This window comes from Ruegeria sp. CDSB117 (genome assembly GCF_059611005.1).
In genome coordinates this window covers 18,815-36,801 of record NZ_JBXWOS010000017.1, presented here as the reverse complement: position 1 = coordinate 36,801, position 17,987 = coordinate 18,815, and the positions used below count along the sequence as shown (strand labels likewise).

Genomic DNA, 17,987 nt, shown 5'->3' with positions numbered 1-17,987 from the left:
CTGCAAAGGAAGAGATTCCCGTTGCTCACCCCCCGTACGCCATATTCCCGAGGCTTAAACTTCTTTCCGTCATAACTCCTTTCAACAAGCCGGGCAGAGCGGCGGCAGAAAGGAGCACAGATGGTATTCGATTTCTTGCGTCGTGGATCGGCTAAGGCAGCGCCTGAGGCGAAGGCGAGCGCAGCGGGGCCTGTGGTGGCGTGGCAGACGGGCGGGCGCGTGGCGTGGAGCCCCAGAGACGCGGTGTCGCTGACGCGGACGGGGTTTTCGGGGAACCCGGTGGGGTTCCGCTCGGTCAAGCTGATTGCCGAGGCAGCGGCGGCGTTGCCTTTGGTGCTGCAGGATCAGGCGCAGCGCTATGACGTGCATCCAATCATATCCCTAATGCGCCGTCCGAATGCGGCGCAGGGGCGGGCGGAGTTGATGGAGGCCTTGTTTGGGCAGTTGTTGCTGTCTGGGAACGCCTATGTCGAGGCGGCACAGGCCGAGGATGGATTGCCGGTTGAACTGCACGTCTTGCGCTCGGACCGGATGAGCGTGGTGCCGGGGGCGGATGGATGGCCCAAGGCGTATGACTATACGGCGGGCGGCAAGACGCATCGTTTCCCGGCTGATGCGATCTGTCATATCAAGTCATTCCACCCCCAAGACGATCACTATGGGTTCTCGCCGATGCAAGCTGCGGCGATGGCGATTGATGTGCATAACAGCGCGTCGCGGTGGTCGAAATCTCTGCTGGACAATGCCGCGCGGCCTTCGGGGGCGTTGGTGTGGAAGGGCGGCGATGGCCATGGGGTGATGGCCGAGGATCAGTTCCGCCGCTTGTCCGATGAGATCGAGCAGAACTATCGCGGGGCGCGCAATGCAGGCCGTCCGATGGTTCTGGAAGGGGGGCTGGATTGGAAGCCGATGGGTTTCTCACCCTCTGACATGGAGTTTCAAAAGACCAAGGAAGCCGCCGCCCGCGAGATCGCACTGGCCTTTGGGGTCCCGCCGATGTTGCTGGGAATTCAAGGCGACGCGACCTATTCGAACTATCAGGAGGCCAACCGGGCGTTTTACCGCCTGACCGTTCTGCCCTTGGTGACGCGGGTGGCGGCGGCGGTGTCGGAATGGCTGGTGGGCTTTACTGGCGAAGAGTTGGTGTTGAAACCCGACCTGGATCAGGTGCCAGCGCTGTCGGCGGAGCGGGATGCGCAATGGGCGCGGGTCAACGGCGCCGAGTTCCTGACAGACGCTGAGAAACGCATGATGCTGGGGCTACCGGAGCGTGCAGATGGCTGAGGGGTATCCGCCGTTTGATTGTGCGCCGGGCCTGCGTCTGGCTGCGCATGAACGGGTGGCCGAGATCCAGCACGCGCATTTATACAGGCGGCTGGATCAGATCGAAGAGATGATGGAGCGGCTGGAGAAACGGCTTTGGCTGACGGTCTATGGAGTCGTTGCGGTGATCCTGGCGCAAGCGTTTCAGTCAATTCTGGTGGTGTCGCCATGAATTCAAAGGCTTATGAGGAGGTGTTCATGGATTTAGAACACAAGTTTGCGCGGTTTAGCGATGGATTGTCGGTGACCGAGGACGCGGTGATCGAGGGCTATGCCAGCCTGTTTGGGCAGGTCGATCAAGGGAGCGATGTAGTGCAGAAAGGCGCATATCGCAGGTCGTTGGCTGGGCTAACGGCGGCAGGTCAGCGGGTCAAAATGCTGTGGCAGCACGACCCGGCGCAACCCATCGGTGTCTGGGACGACGTGCGCGAAGATGAACGCGGGCTTTGGGTCAAGGGACGTATGTTGGAAACCACGCAGAAAGGCCGTGAAGCTGCGGAATTGATCCGGGCCGGGGCCATTGACGGGCTGTCGATCGGCTATTGCACCAAGCGGGCCGTGAAAAATGAAAAGGGCCATCGGGTCCTGACCGAACTGGAGCTGTGGGAGGTGTCGCTTGTGACTTTTCCGATGCTGCCCAGTGCGCGGGTGACGGCAAAGGGGACGACCCCGGACGCCGAGGACACCCTGCGCAGTATTGCCGAGGTGTTTGATCACGCCCGGCAGGAGCTGGCGCGAACCTAGCGCGCCTCAATCCCACCCAAACAAGGAAGTTCTGATGAGCAAGACCGAGACCCCGGCCTTGACCGGAGAGGGTGTGCCCCTGGTTCAGGAGGTGAAGCAGGCGATGACTGGCTTCGTGAGCGAATTCAAGGGCCTGAAGGCTGAAGTTAAAACTAAACTGCAACAGACAGAAGAGCGACTGACCATGCTGGATCGTAAATCAATCACCGCGGCGCGCCCGCATCTTGCGGCTTCAATCGAGGACGGTGCGCCTCATCAAAAGGCTTTCGACGCCTATGTGCGATGCGGTGACGATGACGGCCTGCGCGGCCTTGATATGGAAGCCAAATCGCTGTCCAGTGCCGTTAACAGCGATGGCGGATATCTGGTCGATCCGCAAACCGCCGAGATGATCAAGTCGGTGCTGAAATCCACGGCCTCGATCCGTTCGATCGCTTCGGTGGTGAATGTCGAGGCGAACTCGTTCGACGTGTTGATCGACCACACCGACGTGGGCGCGGGCTGGGCGGATGAAAGTTCTGCCGCGACCGAGACGGCGACCCCGTCGATTGATCGCATCTCGATTGCCTTGCACGAGCTGAGCGCGCTGCCAAAGGCGTCGCAGCGCCTTTTGGATGACAGTGCGTTCGATGTCGAGGGATGGCTGGCTGGTCGTATCGCTGACAAATTTGCCCGCGCCGAAGCGGCGGCGTTCATCTCGGGCGATGGTGCGGACAAGCCAAATGGCATTCTGAACCATGCCAAGGTCGACAATGATGTCTGGGCTTGGGGCAATCTGGGCTATGTCCCGACCGGCATTGACGGCGGTGTCGACGCGGATGCGATTGTCGATGTGGTCTATGCGCTAGGCGCGCAGTACCGCGTCAACGGCACCTTCGTGATGAATTCGAAAACCGCCGGAGTGATCCGCAAGCTGAAAGACAGCGATGGTCGCTTCCTCTGGTCTGACGGTCTGGCTGCCGGTGAGCCCGCGCGCCTTATGGGGTATCCGGTGCTGATTGCTGAGGACATGCCGGATGCGGGCACTGACAGTTTCTCGATTGCCTTTGGTGATTTCCAAGCCGGGTACACTATTGCGGAGCGCCCTGATCTGCGCGTCTTGCGCGATCCGTTCAGCGCCAAGCCACACGTTCTGTTCTACGCGACCAAGCGCGTCGGCGGTGACGTGAGTGACTTTGCCGCGATCAAGCTGGTGAAATTCGGCACCGCCTAAGTGGTGACGGATCCGGGGGGTCATTGGCCCCTCGGGCGCGGGCGCGGGCCGGGGTGAGATCCCCTGCGTTGTCTAGCTGCTCCCCTCCGTCCGAGCAACGTGGGGCGGCGCGTGCCCGTCATTTTCCTGAGTGAGGCCCCCGGAGGGGTCCGAGATTGCGGAGTGAATGGATGATGTTGATCGAAGAAACCGCCATCGCGGATGCGGCGCTGCCGGTGGATCAGTTTAAGGCGCATCTGCGGCTGGGCACGGGCTTTGCCGAAGACAGCGTTCAGGATGATGTGCTGAAAGGCTTTCTGCGCGCAGCCGTTGCGGCAATCGAAGCGCGTACTGGCAAGGTTCTGATCGAGCGCGATTTTTCCTGGAGCCTGAACGTTTGGCGAGACCAGTTGGGAGAGGTGCTGCCAGTGGCACCGGTCACCGAGGTCAAGAGCGTGACGCTGGCAGATGCAGAAGGTGCAGAGACTGTCGTCACCACGGATAGATACCGGTTGGAAAAAGATGCCCAGCGTCCCCGTCTGCGCCCCGTTGGGGCACTGATGCCGAAGATGACAAAGGGCGGTTCTGTCAGGATCGTTTTTGGCGCTGGGATGGCAATGGATTGGGGCGGGTTGCCCGCGGATCTGGGGCAGGCGGTGCTGTTGTTGGCCGCGCATTACTACGAATACCGCGATGAGACAGCGCTGGGTGCCGGGTGCATGCCGTTTGGTGTCACCAGCCTGATCCAGCGCTATCGCACAGTTCGGTTTGGTGCAGGGGTCGTGCAATGAAAGCGCCGCGGTTAAACAGAAAGCTGGAGTTGGAGGCGCCCGTGCGCGTGGCCAATGGGTCAGGCGGATACACCGAAACTTGGGTGCCGCTGGGCACGGTATGGGCCGAGGTTACCGCGCGCAGCGGGTCCGAGTGGCAGGTGGCTGGCGTCCCGATATCGCGGGTCGGCTATCGCATCGTGGTCCAGGGTGCGCCCACAGGCTCCACCATGCGGCCATCGCCGGATCAGCGCTTTGCAGAGGGCGCACGTCGTTTTGTCATCCGCGCTGTCGCTGAGCGTGATCCGCGCGGCCATTACCTGACCTGTTTTGCGGATGAGGAGGTGGCAGCATGAGCTATGGCGTTTCAGCCGCCCTGCAGGCGGCGGTTTTCCAGCAGCTGTCCGGTGACAGCCGAGTAAACGATCTGTCAGGAGGCGCGATCTATGACGCGGTGCCAGCCGGAGTAGTACCACAGACTTATGTGACGCTGGGACCGGAAGAGGTTCGTGATGTCTCTGACCGATCGGGTGGGGGTGCGGTGCACCGGTTCACGGTTTCGGTCGTGTCCGAAGCCGCAGGGTTCGGTGCCGCCAAGACCTTGGCCGGTGCCGTGTGTGACGCGCTGGAGGATGCAATGCCCAGCCTCGACCGCGGTCGTCTGGTGGGCCTGTGGTTCGAGCGCGCCTCGGCCCGCCGCACCGGGACCGGTGGAGCGATCCGCCAGATCGACCTGAAATTCCGCGCCCGCGTGGAAGACGACTAACCAATCAACGGAGAGAGCATATGGGTGCCCAGAACGGCAAGGACCTGTTGGTCAAAGTGGATATGAACGGCAGCGGTCTGTTCGAAACTATCGCGGGATTGCGCGCCACGCGCGTCAGCTTCAACGCGGAAAGCGTGGATGTCACCAGCCTGGAAAGCCAGGGAGGCTGGCGCGAACTTCTATCGGGTGCCGGGGTCAAATCGGCTTCGATATCCGGTTCAGGCGTGTTCAAGGATGCCGGGACCGATGAACGAGCGCGGCAATTGTTTTTTGACGGCGAAACACCGGATTTTCAAGTCATCATCCCGGATTTCGGCATTGTTGCCGGGTCGTTTCAGGTCACAGGTGTCGAATATGCGGGCTCGCACAACGGCGAGGCGACCTATGAGATGAGTTTGGCCAGCGCCGGCGCGCTGAGTTTTACGGCGCTGTAAGCCGATGGCCAATCCGTGGACAGGCGAGGTGGCTTTGACCATCGATGGAGAACGGCGGGTGCTCAAGCTGACGCTGGGTGCTTTAGCGGAATTGGAACAAGAGCTGGGTGCCGCTTCGCTGGTGGAACTCGTGCAACGGTTCGAAGGCGGAGCCTATTCCAGTGGTGACGTATTGGCACTGATCGTGGCCGGGTTGCGCGGCGGTGGCGGCGACGTCAACCGCACCGATCTGCTGAGCGCCGAAATTGAGGGTGGCCCGATGGCAGCTGCGCGTGCGGCAGCGGAGTTGTTGGCGCGGGCCTTCATGGTGCCGGATCAGGCATGAGCGGGTTCAACTGGCCCGCCTTGATGCGGGCCGCGCTTGTCGGTCTGCGTCTGACGCCGGATCAGTTCTGGCGACTGACCCCGGCCGAATTGCAACTGATGCTGGGGCAGGGCGCAGGGATCCCGGCGATGAACCGGTCTGGCTTGGATGCGTTGCTGAAGGCCTACCCGGACAAATTACAAGGAGAGCGTGATGACGGATCGTGACGGGTTTGACGACTTGCAGGAACGCGGCGATGCGCTGGGAGACTCGCTGGGTGACGCGGCATCTATGGCGGCTGCTTTTGACGGCCAGATGAAACGGATCAGCGCGGCGTTTGAGGAAACCGGAAAGGATGTCGCGACGCTGGAACGCGGCATGTCCAGCGGGTTGCGCAAAGCCTTCGATGGCGTAGTGCTGGATGGGATGAACCTGTCCGATGCGCTGGACGTTTTGAAGAACTCAATGATCCGCACGGCGTATTCGGCAGCGATCAAGCCGGTGACGGATCACTTTGGCGGGATGCTGGCCGGAACCGTTGGCGGTCTGGTGCAGGGGCTTTTGCCATTTGCCGACGGTGGCAGTTTTTCGCAAGGCCGGGTGATGCCTTTCGCCAATGGCGGCGTTGTCAGCGGCCCAACCACATTTCCCATGCGTGGCGGAACCGGGTTGATGGGGGAAGCCGGACCCGAAGCGATCATGCCTTTGGCGCGCGGGTCGGACGGTAAGCTTGGGGTGCGCACCTCGGGAGGTGGGCGTGCCGTCAATGTCGTGATGAACATCACCACCCCGGACGTGCAGGGGTTCCGTCGCAGTCAAAGCCAGATTGCGGCGCAGATGAGCCGCGCACTGGGGCGCGGCAATCGCAACAGGTAACTTGAGGGAGCAGGCCATGAATTTCCATGAGGTTAGATTTCCCGCCAGCTTGAGCTTTGGTTCGGTTGGCGGCCCCGAGCGGCGCACATATATCGTGACACTGACCAACGGGTTTGAAGAACGCAACACGCCCTGGGCCCATTCAAGACGACGCTATGATGCCGGGCTCGGGATGCGCTCGCTTGACGATATCGAAGCGCTGATTTCGTTCTTCGAGGCGCGGCAGGGGCAGATGTTCGGATTTCGGTGGAAGGATTGGTCTGACTTCAAGTCGGGCGCAGCAACGGCTGAGGTAGACAATGCCGATCAGGTCATTGCACGTGGCGACGGCAAGACAACCGAGTTCCAGTTGTTGAAAACCTACAACTCTGGCGGGTTCAAATACGTCCGTCCGATCCTCAAACCAGTTCTAGGGACCGTCAAACTTGGCCTTGAGCAGGACGAAATGCGCGAAGGCGTGGATTTCGAGGTAGATCTGGCGCGGGGTCGGGTCACGTTTACGAACGCGCCACCGCAAGACGTCGAGATTACGGCAGGGTTCGAATTTGACGTGCCCGTTCGTTTTGACACCGACAAGATCCAGACCAGCGTGGCCAGCTTTCAGGCAGGCGACGTGCCCAACGTTCCGGTGGTCGAGGTGCGGGTCTGATGGGCGGTAATGCACAGGGGTTGCAGGAGCATCTGCAAAGCGGGATGACGACAACCTGTCGATGCTGGGCCATCACGCGCACGGATGGGCAGGTATATGGGTTTACCGATCATGATATGGAGCTGCGCTTTGACGGGCTGGCCTTCAAGGCGAGCAGTGGTTTGACCGCGGCAGCGATCGAACAGGCGACGGGCCTTTCGATTGACAACTCCGAGGCGATGGGCGCGCTGTCCGATGCAGCAATCAGGGAAGAAGACATCGAGGCCGGGCGGTTTGACGGCGCTCAGGTCCGAGCCTGGCTGGTGAACTGGGCGAACCCCGAACAAAGGGTGTTGCAGTTTCGTGGTTCGATTGGGGAAATGCGTCGCGGCGGCGGGGCGTTTCATGCTGAGCTGCGCGGGCTGACGGATCTGCTGAACCGGCCGTTGGGACGGATTTATCAAAAGCCCTGCACCGCAGTGCTGGGCGATGGTGCCTGTCGGTTCAATGTGGCTGCAGCCGGTTTTCAGGCAGAAGCGGAGATTGTCAGCCTGTCGGCGGGCAGTGTGCTTCAACTGAAAGGGGCGGACGCGCCGGATATGGCATGGTTCGAACGTGGTCGTTTGGATGTGATTTCCGGCACGGCCTCGGGTCTTTGGGCGTCGGTGAAACAGGATGAGCGTATCACGGGCGGGCGCAATGTCACCTTATGGACGGGGATCAGTGGCGGACTGACAGTCGGTGATCGAGTCCGGCTGACCGCCGGGTGCGATAAGCGCATGGAGACCTGCCGAAGAAAATTCAACAACCTCATTAATTTTCAAGGTTTTCCGGACTTGCCGGGCGAGGATTGGGTGATGGCTGTTCCTAAGAAAGACAAACCGAATAAAGGGGGCAGCAGACGATGACAGTAGACCGGCAGGACATAGTTGCAGAAGCGCGCCGATGGCTAGGTACGCCGTATGTGCATCAGGCGTCCGTTAGGGGCGCGGGGGCGGATTGTTTGGGATTGCTACGCGGCATCTGGCGCGCGCTATACGGAGCTGAGCCGGAGTCCGTGCCGAGCTACAGCATGGACTGGTCAGAGCCACAGGGGGATGAACGCATGTGGGATGCGGCCCGCCGAAATTTGACATCAAAGCGGCCCTCGGAACTGGCAGCAGGCGACGTATTGCTGTTCCGCATGCGCGATGGCGGCGTCGCCAAACATGTGGGTGTTGTCAGCGAAACCGGCGCGGTCCCGCGGTTCATTCACGCATATTCCGGGCACGGCGTTGTGGAAAACGCCCTGAGCGACCCTTGGCGTCGCCGGGTTGTCGCCTGTTTCGCATTCCCGCTGGAGGTCAAGTAAATGGCTACGATTGTACTTTCCGCAGCCGGGGCTGCTCTTGGCGGCTCGATCGGTGGCACTGTCGCGGGTCTTTCCACAGCGATCATCGGCCGGGCTGTCGGCGCAACGTTGGGGCGGGTCATCGACCAGCGGCTGATGAGCCAATCTGTGATGGGTGGCGGCAGCGAGGTTGTCGAAACCGGGCGTCTGGATCGTTTCCGCCTGACCGAAACCGGAGAGGGGGCTTCGGTCACTACCGTGTTCGGACGTATGCGTGTCGGTGGGCAGATCATCTGGGCGTCGGACTTTCTGGAAACCCGCAGCACCAGCACGGCAACGCAATCCACGCGGGGCGGAAAAGGGTCGCGGCGGCCAAGTTCGGCCACAACAACCACGACCACGCATACCTACAGCTATTCGATCTCGCTGGCGATTGCCGTGGGCGCTGGGCAGATCTCTGACATCTCGCGTATCTGGGCCGATGGTGAAGAGCTTGAGCGCGCCGGGCTGAATGTGCGCCTGTACAAGGGCACCGACAATCAATTGCCTGACCCGTTGATCGAGGCGGTCGAGGGCACCGGACAGGTCCCTGCGTACCGGGGCACCGCATATGTGGTGATCGAGGACCTACAGCTTGCTGCATTCGGCAACCGGGTCCCGCAGTTTTCCTTTGAGGTTGTCCGACAGGAACAGCCGGGGCTGCCCGACACACTCGGTGCTGTTTCCCGGATCGTGCGCGGCGTGGCGATGATCCCGGGTACGGGCGAATATTCTCTGGCCAACAGGCAGGTGAATTATTCCAAAGGGCAGGGGCAAAGCTGGGCTGCGAACGTGCATTCGGCTTCGGGCGTTTCCGATCTGGTCACCTCGACCCACGCGCTGAATGCTGAATTGCCCGCCTGCGATGCGGTGTCGCTCGTCGTGTCCTGGTTTGGCGACGATCTGCGGTGCGGTCATTGCAAGGTGCAGCCAAAGGTCCTGCACAAAGAGTTTGATGGCAAGATCATGCCGTGGAGCGTATCAGGCGTATCCCGGGCGGCTGCCCAGATTGTTCAGATCGAAAACGATAGACCTGTCTATGGGGCGACACCGGCGGATGCGTCCGTAATCGAAGCGATCCGGCATCTGAACTCATCCGGTAAGCGGGTGATGTTCTATCCCTTCATCCTGATGGATCAGTTGCGCGGCAACGGTCTGCCCGATCCCTGGTCCGATGCCACCGATCAACCGCACCTGCCGTGGCGAGGGCGGATCACGCTGAGCGAGGCACCAGGCCGCAACGGGTCTCCGGATATGACTGCCGGCGCCGATGCGCAGGTTGCGCAGTTCTTTGGCCAGGCCCGCGCAAGCAACTTTGTCGTCGGCGATGGCACCGTCACCTATACCGGCCCGCAGGAATGGGGTTTGTTCCGTTTTATTTTGCACTATGCGGCGCTCTGCAAGGCAGCTGGTGGAGTGGCGTCGTTCTGCATCGCATCCGAGATGCGCGGCCTGACGCAAATCAGGGGCGCGACCGGGTTTCCTGCGGTGGCGCAGATGCAAATCCTCGCGGCTGAAGTGCGCAAAATCCTCGGGCCGAACACCAAAATCGGCTATGCGGCCGACTGGAGCGAGTATTTCGGTTACAAACCCGTCGATGCTGGCAGCGACCGGTACTTTCATCTGGATCCGCTTTGGGCCGATGACAATATCGACTTCGTTGGTATCGACAACTACATGCCCCTGTCCGATTGGCGGGACGGAGAAGATCACGCCGACGCCAAAGCGGGCGTAGATGCGATCTATGATCTGGACTACCTGCGCGGCAATGTTGAAGGTGGGGAAGGGTACGACTGGTACTACGCCTCGACCGAGGAATCCAAAGCGCAGATCCGGTCTGCGATCGAAGATCAGGCGCATGATGAGGCCTGGATCTGGCGATATAAGGATATACGCAACTGGTGGTCGCAACCGCATCACGAACGGATCGGAGGCGTGCGTCAAGCCAATCGGACCGCATGGGTGCCTCGGTCCAAGCCGATCTGGTTCACGGAACTGGGTTGTGCGGCCATCGACAAAGGCACCAATCAGCCGAACAAGTTTCTGGACCCGAAATCCTCGGAATCCAAGCTGCCGCGCTATTCCAACGGTCTGCGGGATGATTTCATTCAGGTGCAATATCTCAAGGCGATTTTGGGCTATTGGTCCGAGGCAAAAAACAACCCGGTTTCCAATACTTACGGCGGTCACATGATTGATCTGTCCAATGCCTATGTCTGGGCCTGGGATGCGCGGCCATATCCAACCTTCCCGAACCTGCAAAGCCAATGGAGTGATGGTGAGAATTACGCGCGGGGGCATTGGCTGAACGGGCGGTCGGGGTCGCGCACGCTGGCATCGGTGGTGACCGAGATTTGTCACGGGGCTGGCGTGACCGACATCGACACGTCGCGCCTTTATGGTGTGGTGCGCGGCTATGCCATCGAACAGGTCTCGGACGCGCGATCCGCCTTGCAGCCGTTGATGCTTCGCTATGGTTTCGATGCGATCGAGCGGGATGGCGTATTGCGGTTCCAGATGCGCAATGGGCAACGCGCCATCACACTGGATCAGGAGCATCTGGCGCTCAGCTCGGATATTGAGGCCGGTATCGAACATCGCCGCGAAGCCGAGGCTGAAATGACTGGCCGGGTGCGCTTGCGCTTTGTTCAATCGGATGGGGATCATGACATCGTCGCGGAAGAGGCCGTTCTGCCCGACACGCGGACCCATTCGGTGTCCGTCAACGAGATGCCCCTATCCATGACCCGTGCCGAAGGTCGTCAGACGGCGGAACGGTGGCTAAGCGAGGCGCGGGTGTCCCGCGAAACCGTGCGCTTTGCGCTGCCGCCTTCGTTGGGGCACATCGGCGCGGGGGATGTCGTCAGCCTGGATGAGGGCGGGCAGGGTGCGCGTTTCAGGATCGATCGACTGGAACAAGCCGAGATGCAATTGGCAGATGCCGTTCGGATCGAACCAGGAATATACACGCCGTCTGACCTGCCTGATGACCTAGCCTCGACCAAGCCCTTTGTCGCCCCGGTTCCGGTTTTGCCGGTGTTCATGGATCTGCCGCTGATAACCGGCTCAGAGGTGCCGCATGCGCCTTTCCTGGCTGTGTCCGCCGACCCCTGGCCTGGCAGCGCCGCAGTGTATTCGGCCGTGAATGATGAGGATTATACCTTGCAAGAGGTTATCTCAGCACAGGCTGTCATCGGGTTTACCCAAACACCTCTGCGGCGGGCCGGCGTCGGAGTTTGGGACGACGGTGCGCCGCTGCGTATCAGGCTGGTCGATGGCTTGCTGGAATCGCGCCCGCGCGACGCTTTGTTGAATGGTGCCAATCTGGCCGCAATAGGGGACGGAACGCCCGGCAACTGGGAACTGTTCCAGTTCGCCAGCGCCGAACTTGTGGGTCAGGGGACCTACGCCCTATCGGGGCGCCTGCGCGGGCAATTGGGGACGGACAGTGTCATGCCTGAAACCTGGCCTGAAGGTTCAACTTTTGTCTTGCTCGATGAAAGAGTGTTCCAAACCGGGCTGTTGCGGTCTGAAAGGCGGGTGGCGAAACACTATCGCATCGGACCCGGAACGCGTGCCTATGACGATCCTTCTTTCCTCCACCAGGTTCACGCCTTCGACGGCAACGGACATCGGCCATATGCTCCGGTGCATGTCAAATTGGCAAAAATCGGAGCGGGTGACGAAATCTCGTGGATCCGTCGAACCCGGCTGGACGGCGATGGCTGGGATGGATTTGACGTGCCGCTAGGGGAAGAGACTGAATCCTATCTGGTGAAAATCAGGATCAACGGGTCAGTAATACGCGAACAGGTTACGTCAGAGCCGCGCTGGACATACCCATCAACGATGAAAGCCGCCGATGGCGTAACCGGCACTTACGAGGTTGATGTGGCACAGATATCAGCCAGCTACGGGCCGGGTCCCGCCTCACGTCTTCTGGTTGGGTAAGGCACGTATGCGTCCTGTTCTGCACGGCGATGTAAGTGCCGCGGCGCGGGTGTTGCTAAACGCGCCGCCTTTCGACCGGGAACGCCTGTGCACCAGAATGATCAACGAAGCTGAACTGGCCGACATCTATGTCGGCCATACAGGCCGGCTACACCCGCTTTTTGGTAATGGCTCATTGATGACAGTGGCCCGAACCCGGCCATTGGCCAACGAGCCAAACTTTGACGATTTGCAATATTGCCAGTGTTTTGAGATGGTTCTGCGATGCCTGGTTCAATTCCGCGTTACCCGGAGGCGCAGCTGACGCACTTGCTGGCCGCTGGGTCAAGGTTCAGACGACCCACCGGAATCTCTTCGCCGCAATCCTCGCAATACCCGAATTCACCATCTTTGATCCGTGTCAGGGCCACTGACAATCGGCGTGTTTCGATATCCCGATTCGCTTGCTGAGCCTTGGCCATGGCCTGATTTTGCAGGGCGTCCATCCGGCTGAGCCGCCCGACCGCCTGTTGGTCCAGTTCAACAACTGCTTGTGCCTCGGTTCCAAGCGCAGAATGCGCGGCCAATTCGTCCAATCGCGCGCGGATACGGGCATCGAAATCCTCCAACTGGGTTTCATTCATTTTCGTTGCCCTGCAGATCACGGGTTTGCGTTTGGTGATTTTACAACTAAATGGCATTCTAGGCGCAGCAAAGGATGAAAAGCCATGTTCGAAACGCGCAGCCACGTGACCCCCGTCGACCCTGTTTGGGATCGCATCACCGCCGAAGCTCAGTCTGCAGTTGAGATTGAGCCTTTGATGGGTGGGCTGGTTCACGCCTGTATCTTGCACCACCGCAGCCTGGAACGGGCGCTGTCCTACCGGATTGCGGCCAAGCTGTGCTCGAACGAAATGTCGATGATGGTGCTGCGCGAGATCGTGGACGAAGCCTATGCCGACGACCCCGCACTGCTCGAAGCTGCGCGCGCGGATTTGATGGCCGTCTACGAACGCGACCCGGCCTGCCACCGCCTGTTGCAACCAATCCTTTACTTCAAAGGGTATCAGGCGATGCAAGCCTATCGCGTGGGGCACTGGTTGTGGCGCAAGGGGCGTTATGATCTGGCGTACTTCTTTCAGATGCGCTCGTCCGAGATTTTCGGGATTGATATCCACCCCGCGGCAAAGATCGGGAAAGGTATCATGATCGACCACGCGCATTCGATCGTGATTGGTGAAACGGCGATCGTTGGCGACAACGTCTCTATGTTGCATTCGGTGACCCTTGGCGGGACCGGTAAGGAAGAAGAACAGCGCCATCCCACGATTGGCGATGGCGTGCTGATCGGGGCAGGTGCCAAGGTTCTGGGCAATATCGTAGTTGGGCATTGCAGCCGTATTGCTGCAGGCTCGGTAGTGCTGCAGGAAGTGCCTGCGTGTAAAACCGTGGCCGGAATACCGGCCAAGATCGTCGGAGAGGCCGGGTGCGATCAACCCTCAATCTCGATGGATCACATGCTGGGCAAAGACCAGTAATTCAAGTCAGTTCAAGCGGTCGTTCTTTTTGATCGACCGCTTGCGTCGCTGTTCTTCACGCCGCTTTTTTCGTTCTTCTTTCCTTTTCGCGCGTTCAGCTTCTCGTTTGGCCGTTTCGGCTGGATCAGAACTAAAGGCGGAATGTTCACCCGGATAGGTATTGGGCTTCGCCGCCGCAACCGTCGGCATACCAAACACAAGGGCTGCAACCAGCAAGAAGTTTACCGAATAGGTGGAAGTCATAGGGCACCTGTGTCCGTGATTTTCATTCAGACAAGGTGGTTGACGGTAGGTGTCGGTGCAACACGCGCGGTGATCACAAGCGCTCACATGACGGTTGTGATCTGGTTGGGTCGCGCCGGTCTGGTATCGGCGCGACCCTAATTTTTCCTTAGGCCAGCATGACCATCGGGTTTTCCAGATTGTCCACGATGGCCTTGAGCAGTTCAGCCCCAAGGGCACCGTCTATGACCCGGTGATCGACCGACATGGTAACGGACATCACGGTCGCTACGGCCAGCTCTCCGTCATCTCCGACGATCGGTTTTTTGACACCTGTTCCAACCGCGAGGATGCCCGCATGCGGCGGGTTCACGATGGCATCGAAATTGTCGATGCCGAACATGCCGAGGTTCGAGACCGCGAAGGTGCCCCCCTGATATTCATGCGGGGCCAGCTTGCGCTCGCGGGCACGCCCGGCAAGGTCCTTCATCTCGGTCGACAATGCGGACAGCGATTTAGTGTCGGCGTCCTGCAGAACCGGAGTAAACAATCCGCCTTCGATGGCGACTGCGACAGCCACGTCCGAGGGTTTAAGTTGCAGAACCCGGTCACCGGCCCAAACGGCGTTACATTCGGGAACCTGTTGCAGCGCGTTGGCGACGGCCTTGATGATGAAGTCGTTGACGCTCAACTTTACGCCGCGGCCTTCCAACTGCTTGTTCAGCTGGCTGCGGAACTTGAGCAGCGCGTCCAGCTTGATATCGCGGCGCAGGTAGAAATGCGGGATCGTCTGCTTGGCCTCGGACAGGCGGGCAGCGATGGTCTTGCGCATCCCGTCAAGCTTGATCTCTTCGTAGTCGCGACCTTCGTACATCCGGGCAACAGCATCCGCGGACGGACCGGCCGGAGCTGCGGCGGCTGCCGGTGCAGCAGCGGCGGGTGCGGATGCGGCAGCCGGAGCCGGGGCAGTTGCAGTTGCGCCTTCGACATCTGCTTTCACGATCCGCCCATGTGGGCCAGAACCAGCGATCTGCGCCAGATCCAGACCTTTCTGGGCCGCGATACGGCGGGCCAGCGGAGATGCGAAGATCCGACCGCCATCCGCCTTGGCCGGAGCAGCCGGAGCAGGGGTGGGCGCCTCGGGTGCCGCTGGCGCGGCAGCCTCGTTGCTCGCGGCAGCAGCAGGAGCAGCCGCCGGCGCAGCGGCAGGGGCTGCGGCAATGTCATCGGCGCTTTCGCCGTCTTCCAGCAGCACCGCAATGGCAGTGTTGACTTTGACCCCTTCGGTGCCTTCAGGGATCAGGATCTTTCCTACCACGCCTTCGTCAACAGCCTCAAATTCCATCGTGGCTTTGTCGGTTTCAATCTCCGCCAGCAGGTCGCCGGACGAGACGGTGTCGCCTTCCTTGACCAGCCATTTGGCAAGGGTGCCTTCCTCCATGGTCGGCGACAGGGCGGGCATCAGAATTTCTGTAGGCATCTGTCTGTCGCTCCTTACCGGTAGGTCACTTGTTTGACGGCGGCGATCACTTCTTCGGTTGTGATCAGGGCCAGCTTTTCCAGATTTGCGGCGTAAGGCATCGGGACATCCTTGCCGGTGCAATTGATGACCGGCGCGTCGAGGTAATCGAACGCTTCCTGCATCACCACGGATGAGATGTAGCCGCCGACCGAGCCTTGCGGCCAGCCTTCTTCGACGGTCACCAGACGGTTGGTCTTCATCACCGAGTTGATAATCGCGCCTGTGTCCATTGGCCGGATAGTGCGCAGGTCGATCACCTCGGCACTGATACCGTCCTCGGCCAGCTTGTCGGCGGCCTCAAGCGCATATTGCATGCCGATGCCAAAGCTAACGATGGTCACGTCCGAACCTTCGCGCCAGATACGTGCCTTGCCCAGCGGGACGGTCAGGTCATCCACTTGCGGCATGTCAAAAGAACGACCGTAAAGGATTTCATTTTCCAGGAACACGACCGGGTTGGGATCGCGGATCGCTGATTTCAACAGTCCTTTGGCGTCAGCCGCCGAATAAGGCATCACAACTTTCAGGCCAGGCACTTGCATATACCACGCAGCGTAATCCTGGCTGTGCTGCGCACCGACGCGAGCAGCGGCACCGTTGGGGCCACGGAACACAATGGGGCAACCCATCTGACCACCGGACATGTACAGCGTCTTGGCCGCCGAGTTGATGATCTGGTCAATCGCCTGCATGGCGAAGTTGAAAGTCATGAACTCGACAATTGGTTTCAGACCAGCCATGGCGGACCCGACGGCAATACCAGCAAACCCGTGTTCGGTAATCGGAGTGTCGATCACGCGCTTGCTGCCGAATTCGTCCAGCATGCCCTGGCTGATTTTGTAGGCGCCCTGATACTCGGCGACTTCTTCGCCCATCAAGTAAACGTCTTCGTCACCACGCATTTCTTCGGCCATCGCGTCGCGCAGCGCTTCACGCACGGTCTGCTGGACCATTGGTGCATCCGCCGGCCAGTCAGGGGACAGATCCACCTTGGGTGCCGTAGGTGCGGTTGCAGCGGGGGCGGGGGCTTCTGCTGCCACGGGGGCAGCCTCAGCCACCGCCGCGCCTGCGGGCGCAGCCGCCGGGATGGCCGAGGCGTCTTCGCCTTCTTCAACCAGCACAGCGATAGGGGTGTTCACTTTAACACCTTCGGTGCCTTCGGCGATCAGGATCTTGCCGACGATGCCTTCATCGACGGCTTCGAATTCCATCGTCGCCTTGTCGGTTTCGATCTCGGCCATGATGTCGCCGCTGGATACGGTGTCGCCTTCCTTGATCAGCCACTTGGCCAATGTGCCCTCTTCCATTGTGGGCGAAAGGGCGGGCATGAGAATTTCGGTTGCCATGTCTTAGTCGTCCTCTCAGGCGTAAATGTCGGTCCAGAGCTCTTCGACGGAAGGCTCGGGGCTTTCTTTCGAGAATTCGGCGGCTTGATTGACGATCTCTTTGATCTCTTTGTCGATCGCCTTCAGATCATCCTCGGTCGCGTGTTTACCGGTCAGCAGCAGCTCGCGCACATGTTCGATCGGGTCGCTTTGCTCACGAACCTTCTGAACCTCTTCGCGGGTGCGGTACTTGGCCGGGTCGGACATCGAGTGGCCGCGGTAGCGGTAGGTCTTGATCTCGAGGATATAGGGGCCTTTACCCGCACGGCAGTGCGCGACAGCCTTTTCCCCTGCGGCTTTGACCGCAAGTACATCCATGCCGTTGACGATCTCTCCGGGGATGCCGAACGCTTCGCCGCGGTGGTAGATATCCTTGGTCGAGGTCGAGCGCGCCTGCGCGGTACCCATGGCGTATTGGTTGTTCTCGATCACGAACACCACCGGCAGATCCCAAAGGGCGGCCATGTTGAAGGTCTCATAGACCTGGCCCTGGTTCGCGGCGCCGTCACCGAAATAGGTGAAGGTCACGCGACCATTGCCCTTGTACTTGTCCGCAAAGGCCAGTCCCGCACCCAGCGGAACCTGTGCGCCAACGATGCCGTGACCGCCATAGAAATGCTTCTCTTTCGAGAACATGTGCATTGAGCCGCCCTTGCCCTTGGACAGTCCGCCAATGCGGCCGGTCAGTTCGGCCATCACGCCACCCGGATCCATGCCACAGGCTAGCATATGGCCGTGGTCGCGGTATGAGGTAATACGCTTGTCACCTTCTTCGGTCGCAGCCTCAAGGCCAACAACAACGGCCTCTTGGCCGATATAGAGGTGGCAGAAACCGCCAATCAGACCCATGCCATAGAGCTGACCGGCCTTTTCCTCGAATCGGCGGATCAGCAGCATTTCACGGTAGTATTCGGTAAGTTCTTCCGCAGAAACATTTGGTTTCTTTGTGGTTTTTCGCGCAGCCATTGTGGCGATCTCCCCCTC

Annotated in this window: 22 protein-coding genes; 17 read left to right on the top strand and 5 right to left on the bottom strand. The window is 60.2% G+C overall.

Annotated features, from left to right (window positions below):
* Window positions 1–120: 120 nt before the first annotated feature.
* The 16 genes from AC2FJC_RS17265 (at window position 121) to AC2FJC_RS17190 (ending at window position 12,661) form a co-directional block, all read left to right on the top strand.
* On the top strand, window positions 121–1,284 hold the full coding sequence (locus AC2FJC_RS17265) for a phage portal protein (RefSeq protein WP_496740424.1): 1,164 nt from the start codon (window positions 121–123) through the stop codon (window positions 1,282–1,284).
* Window positions 1,277–1,495 carry a GTA head formation protein, RCAP_rcc01685 family gene (locus tag AC2FJC_RS17260; RefSeq protein ID WP_496740423.1) on the top strand — a complete coding sequence of 73 codons (219 nt, stop codon included), beginning with the start codon at window positions 1,277–1,279 and terminating at the stop codon, window positions 1,493–1,495. Before AC2FJC_RS17265 ends, AC2FJC_RS17260 begins: the two co-directional genes overlap by 8 nt.
* A gap of 26 nt (window positions 1,496–1,521) precedes the next feature.
* Window positions 1,522–2,067, top strand: a complete 546-nt coding sequence (locus AC2FJC_RS17255; RefSeq protein ID WP_496740422.1) for an HK97 family phage prohead protease — start codon at window positions 1,522–1,524, stop codon at window positions 2,065–2,067.
* 34 nt (window positions 2,068–2,101) lie between these two features.
* Window positions 2,102–3,280 carry a phage major capsid protein gene (locus tag AC2FJC_RS17250; protein WP_496740421.1) on the top strand — a complete coding sequence of 393 codons (1,179 nt, stop codon included), beginning with the start codon at window positions 2,102–2,104 and terminating at the stop codon, window positions 3,278–3,280.
* A gap of 170 nt (window positions 3,281–3,450) precedes the next feature.
* Window positions 3,451–4,050 carry a head-tail connector protein gene (locus AC2FJC_RS17245; protein WP_496740420.1) on the top strand — a complete coding sequence of 200 codons (600 nt, stop codon included), beginning with the start codon at window positions 3,451–3,453 and terminating at the stop codon, window positions 4,048–4,050.
* Window positions 4,047–4,385, top strand: a complete 339-nt coding sequence (locus tag AC2FJC_RS17240; RefSeq protein WP_496740419.1) for a phage head closure protein — start codon at window positions 4,047–4,049, stop codon at window positions 4,383–4,385. The genes AC2FJC_RS17245 and AC2FJC_RS17240 overlap by 4 nt, the downstream gene beginning before the upstream one ends.
* Window positions 4,382–4,795 (top strand): DUF3168 domain-containing protein, encoded by a 414-nt coding sequence (locus AC2FJC_RS17235; RefSeq protein WP_496740418.1) that lies wholly within the window; start codon window positions 4,382–4,384, stop codon window positions 4,793–4,795. The genes AC2FJC_RS17240 and AC2FJC_RS17235 overlap by 4 nt, the downstream gene beginning before the upstream one ends.
* A 20-nt stretch (window positions 4,796–4,815) precedes the next feature.
* Window positions 4,816–5,229, top strand: a complete 414-nt coding sequence (locus AC2FJC_RS17230; RefSeq protein WP_496740417.1) for a phage major tail protein, TP901-1 family — start codon at window positions 4,816–4,818, stop codon at window positions 5,227–5,229.
* A gap of 4 nt (window positions 5,230–5,233) precedes the next feature.
* Window positions 5,234–5,554: a gene transfer agent family protein gene (locus AC2FJC_RS17225; protein ID WP_496740416.1), complete on the top strand. Its 321-nt coding sequence runs from the start codon at window positions 5,234–5,236 to the stop codon at window positions 5,552–5,554.
* On the top strand, window positions 5,551–5,760 hold the full coding sequence (locus AC2FJC_RS17220; protein ID WP_496723414.1) for a rcc01693 family protein: 210 nt from the start codon (window positions 5,551–5,553) through the stop codon (window positions 5,758–5,760). The genes AC2FJC_RS17225 and AC2FJC_RS17220 overlap by 4 nt, the downstream gene beginning before the upstream one ends.
* A complete protein-coding gene (locus tag AC2FJC_RS17215; protein ID WP_496722543.1) occupies window positions 5,747–6,409 on the top strand; it encodes an RcGTA-type gene transfer agent tail tape measure protein in 663 nt (220 codons plus the stop codon). The genes AC2FJC_RS17220 and AC2FJC_RS17215 overlap by 14 nt, the downstream gene beginning before the upstream one ends.
* Before the next feature lie 16 nt (window positions 6,410–6,425).
* Window positions 6,426–7,058 carry a phage distal tail protein, Rcc01695 family gene (locus tag AC2FJC_RS17210; protein ID WP_496740415.1) on the top strand — a complete coding sequence of 211 codons (633 nt, stop codon included), beginning with the start codon at window positions 6,426–6,428 and terminating at the stop codon, window positions 7,056–7,058.
* Window positions 7,058–7,945, top strand: a complete 888-nt coding sequence (locus tag AC2FJC_RS17205; RefSeq protein WP_496740414.1) for a phage/gene transfer agent baseplate hub protein — start codon at window positions 7,058–7,060, stop codon at window positions 7,943–7,945. Before AC2FJC_RS17210 ends, AC2FJC_RS17205 begins: the two co-directional genes overlap by 1 nt.
* Window positions 7,942–8,388 (top strand): NlpC/P60 family protein, encoded by a 447-nt coding sequence (locus AC2FJC_RS17200; protein ID WP_496723408.1) that lies wholly within the window; start codon window positions 7,942–7,944, stop codon window positions 8,386–8,388. Before AC2FJC_RS17205 ends, AC2FJC_RS17200 begins: the two co-directional genes overlap by 4 nt.
* Entirely contained in the window at window positions 8,389–12,357 is a 3,969-nt protein-coding gene (locus tag AC2FJC_RS17195; RefSeq protein ID WP_496740413.1) for a baseplate multidomain protein megatron, read from the top strand.
* Between the two features lie 7 nt (window positions 12,358–12,364).
* Window positions 12,365–12,661 carry a DUF7742 family protein gene (locus AC2FJC_RS17190; RefSeq protein WP_496740412.1) on the top strand — a complete coding sequence of 99 codons (297 nt, stop codon included), beginning with the start codon at window positions 12,365–12,367 and terminating at the stop codon, window positions 12,659–12,661.
* Here the strand turns inward: AC2FJC_RS17190 and AC2FJC_RS17185 are convergent.
* Window positions 12,642–12,980 carry a TraR/DksA family transcriptional regulator gene (locus AC2FJC_RS17185; RefSeq protein WP_496740411.1) on the bottom strand — a complete coding sequence of 113 codons (339 nt, stop codon included), beginning with the start codon at window positions 12,978–12,980 and terminating at the stop codon, window positions 12,642–12,644. The two genes, AC2FJC_RS17190 and AC2FJC_RS17185, sit on opposite strands and share 20 nt — an antisense overlap.
* An 84-nt stretch (window positions 12,981–13,064) precedes the next feature.
* Between AC2FJC_RS17185 and cysE the strand changes: the two genes are divergently transcribed.
* Window positions 13,065–13,874 (top strand): serine O-acetyltransferase, encoded by an 810-nt coding sequence (gene cysE / locus AC2FJC_RS17180; protein ID WP_058277511.1) that lies wholly within the window; start codon window positions 13,065–13,067, stop codon window positions 13,872–13,874.
* A 6-nt stretch (window positions 13,875–13,880) separates the two neighbouring features.
* Here the strand turns inward: cysE and AC2FJC_RS17175 are convergent, their stop codons facing one another.
* From AC2FJC_RS17175 to pdhA, 4 genes are all read right to left on the bottom strand, one after another.
* Complete coding sequence (locus AC2FJC_RS17175; protein WP_496696776.1) at window positions 13,881–14,117, bottom strand: hypothetical protein; 237 nt, start codon at window positions 14,115–14,117, stop codon at window positions 13,881–13,883.
* A 148-nt stretch (window positions 14,118–14,265) separates the two neighbouring features.
* Window positions 14,266–15,576 carry a pyruvate dehydrogenase complex dihydrolipoamide acetyltransferase gene (locus AC2FJC_RS17170; RefSeq protein WP_496740410.1) on the bottom strand — a complete coding sequence of 437 codons (1,311 nt, stop codon included), beginning with the start codon at window positions 15,574–15,576 and terminating at the stop codon, window positions 14,266–14,268.
* A 14-nt stretch (window positions 15,577–15,590) separates the two neighbouring features.
* The gene (locus AC2FJC_RS17165) at window positions 15,591–16,964 is read right to left on the bottom strand and encodes a pyruvate dehydrogenase complex E1 component subunit beta (RefSeq protein ID WP_496740409.1); all 1,374 of its coding nucleotides are present in this window, start codon (window positions 16,962–16,964) and stop codon (window positions 15,591–15,593) included.
* Between the two features lie 15 nt (window positions 16,965–16,979).
* On the bottom strand, window positions 16,980–17,969 hold the full coding sequence (gene pdhA, locus AC2FJC_RS17160) for a pyruvate dehydrogenase (acetyl-transferring) E1 component subunit alpha (protein WP_058273998.1): 990 nt from the start codon (window positions 17,967–17,969) through the stop codon (window positions 16,980–16,982).
* Between the last annotated feature and the right edge of the window lie 18 nt (window positions 17,970–17,987).

Coding starts and splice junctions, on each gene's coding strand:
- AC2FJC_RS17265 (WP_496740424.1), top strand. CDS start 121: ATGGTATTCGATTTCTTGCGTCGTGGATCGGCTAAGGCAGCGCCTGAG.
- AC2FJC_RS17260 (WP_496740423.1), top strand. CDS start 1,277: ATGGCTGAGGGGTATCCGCCGTTTGATTGTGCGCCGGGCCTGCGTCTG.
- AC2FJC_RS17255 (WP_496740422.1), top strand. CDS start 1,522: ATGGATTTAGAACACAAGTTTGCGCGGTTTAGCGATGGATTGTCGGTG.
- AC2FJC_RS17250 (WP_496740421.1), top strand. CDS start 2,102: ATGAGCAAGACCGAGACCCCGGCCTTGACCGGAGAGGGTGTGCCCCTG.
- AC2FJC_RS17245 (WP_496740420.1), top strand. CDS start 3,451: ATGATGTTGATCGAAGAAACCGCCATCGCGGATGCGGCGCTGCCGGTG.
- AC2FJC_RS17240 (WP_496740419.1), top strand. CDS start 4,047: ATGAAAGCGCCGCGGTTAAACAGAAAGCTGGAGTTGGAGGCGCCCGTG.
- AC2FJC_RS17235 (WP_496740418.1), top strand. CDS start 4,382: ATGAGCTATGGCGTTTCAGCCGCCCTGCAGGCGGCGGTTTTCCAGCAG.
- AC2FJC_RS17230 (WP_496740417.1), top strand. CDS start 4,816: ATGGGTGCCCAGAACGGCAAGGACCTGTTGGTCAAAGTGGATATGAAC.
- AC2FJC_RS17225 (WP_496740416.1), top strand. CDS start 5,234: ATGGCCAATCCGTGGACAGGCGAGGTGGCTTTGACCATCGATGGAGAA.
- AC2FJC_RS17220 (WP_496723414.1), top strand. CDS start 5,551: ATGAGCGGGTTCAACTGGCCCGCCTTGATGCGGGCCGCGCTTGTCGGT.
- AC2FJC_RS17215 (WP_496722543.1), top strand. CDS start 5,747: ATGACGGATCGTGACGGGTTTGACGACTTGCAGGAACGCGGCGATGCG.
- AC2FJC_RS17210 (WP_496740415.1), top strand. CDS start 6,426: ATGAATTTCCATGAGGTTAGATTTCCCGCCAGCTTGAGCTTTGGTTCG.
- AC2FJC_RS17205 (WP_496740414.1), top strand. CDS start 7,058: ATGGGCGGTAATGCACAGGGGTTGCAGGAGCATCTGCAAAGCGGGATG.
- AC2FJC_RS17200 (WP_496723408.1), top strand. CDS start 7,942: ATGACAGTAGACCGGCAGGACATAGTTGCAGAAGCGCGCCGATGGCTA.
- AC2FJC_RS17195 (WP_496740413.1), top strand. CDS start 8,389: ATGGCTACGATTGTACTTTCCGCAGCCGGGGCTGCTCTTGGCGGCTCG.
- AC2FJC_RS17190 (WP_496740412.1), top strand. CDS start 12,365: ATGCGTCCTGTTCTGCACGGCGATGTAAGTGCCGCGGCGCGGGTGTTG.
- AC2FJC_RS17185 (WP_496740411.1), bottom strand. CDS start 12,980: ATGAATGAAACCCAGTTGGAGGATTTCGATGCCCGTATCCGCGCGCGA.
- cysE (WP_058277511.1), top strand. CDS start 13,065: ATGTTCGAAACGCGCAGCCACGTGACCCCCGTCGACCCTGTTTGGGAT.
- AC2FJC_RS17175 (WP_496696776.1), bottom strand. CDS start 14,117: ATGACTTCCACCTATTCGGTAAACTTCTTGCTGGTTGCAGCCCTTGTG.
- AC2FJC_RS17170 (WP_496740410.1), bottom strand. CDS start 15,576: ATGCCTACAGAAATTCTGATGCCCGCCCTGTCGCCGACCATGGAGGAA.
- AC2FJC_RS17165 (WP_496740409.1), bottom strand. CDS start 16,964: ATGGCAACCGAAATTCTCATGCCCGCCCTTTCGCCCACAATGGAAGAG.
- pdhA (WP_058273998.1), bottom strand. CDS start 17,969: ATGGCTGCGCGAAAAACCACAAAGAAACCAAATGTTTCTGCGGAAGAA.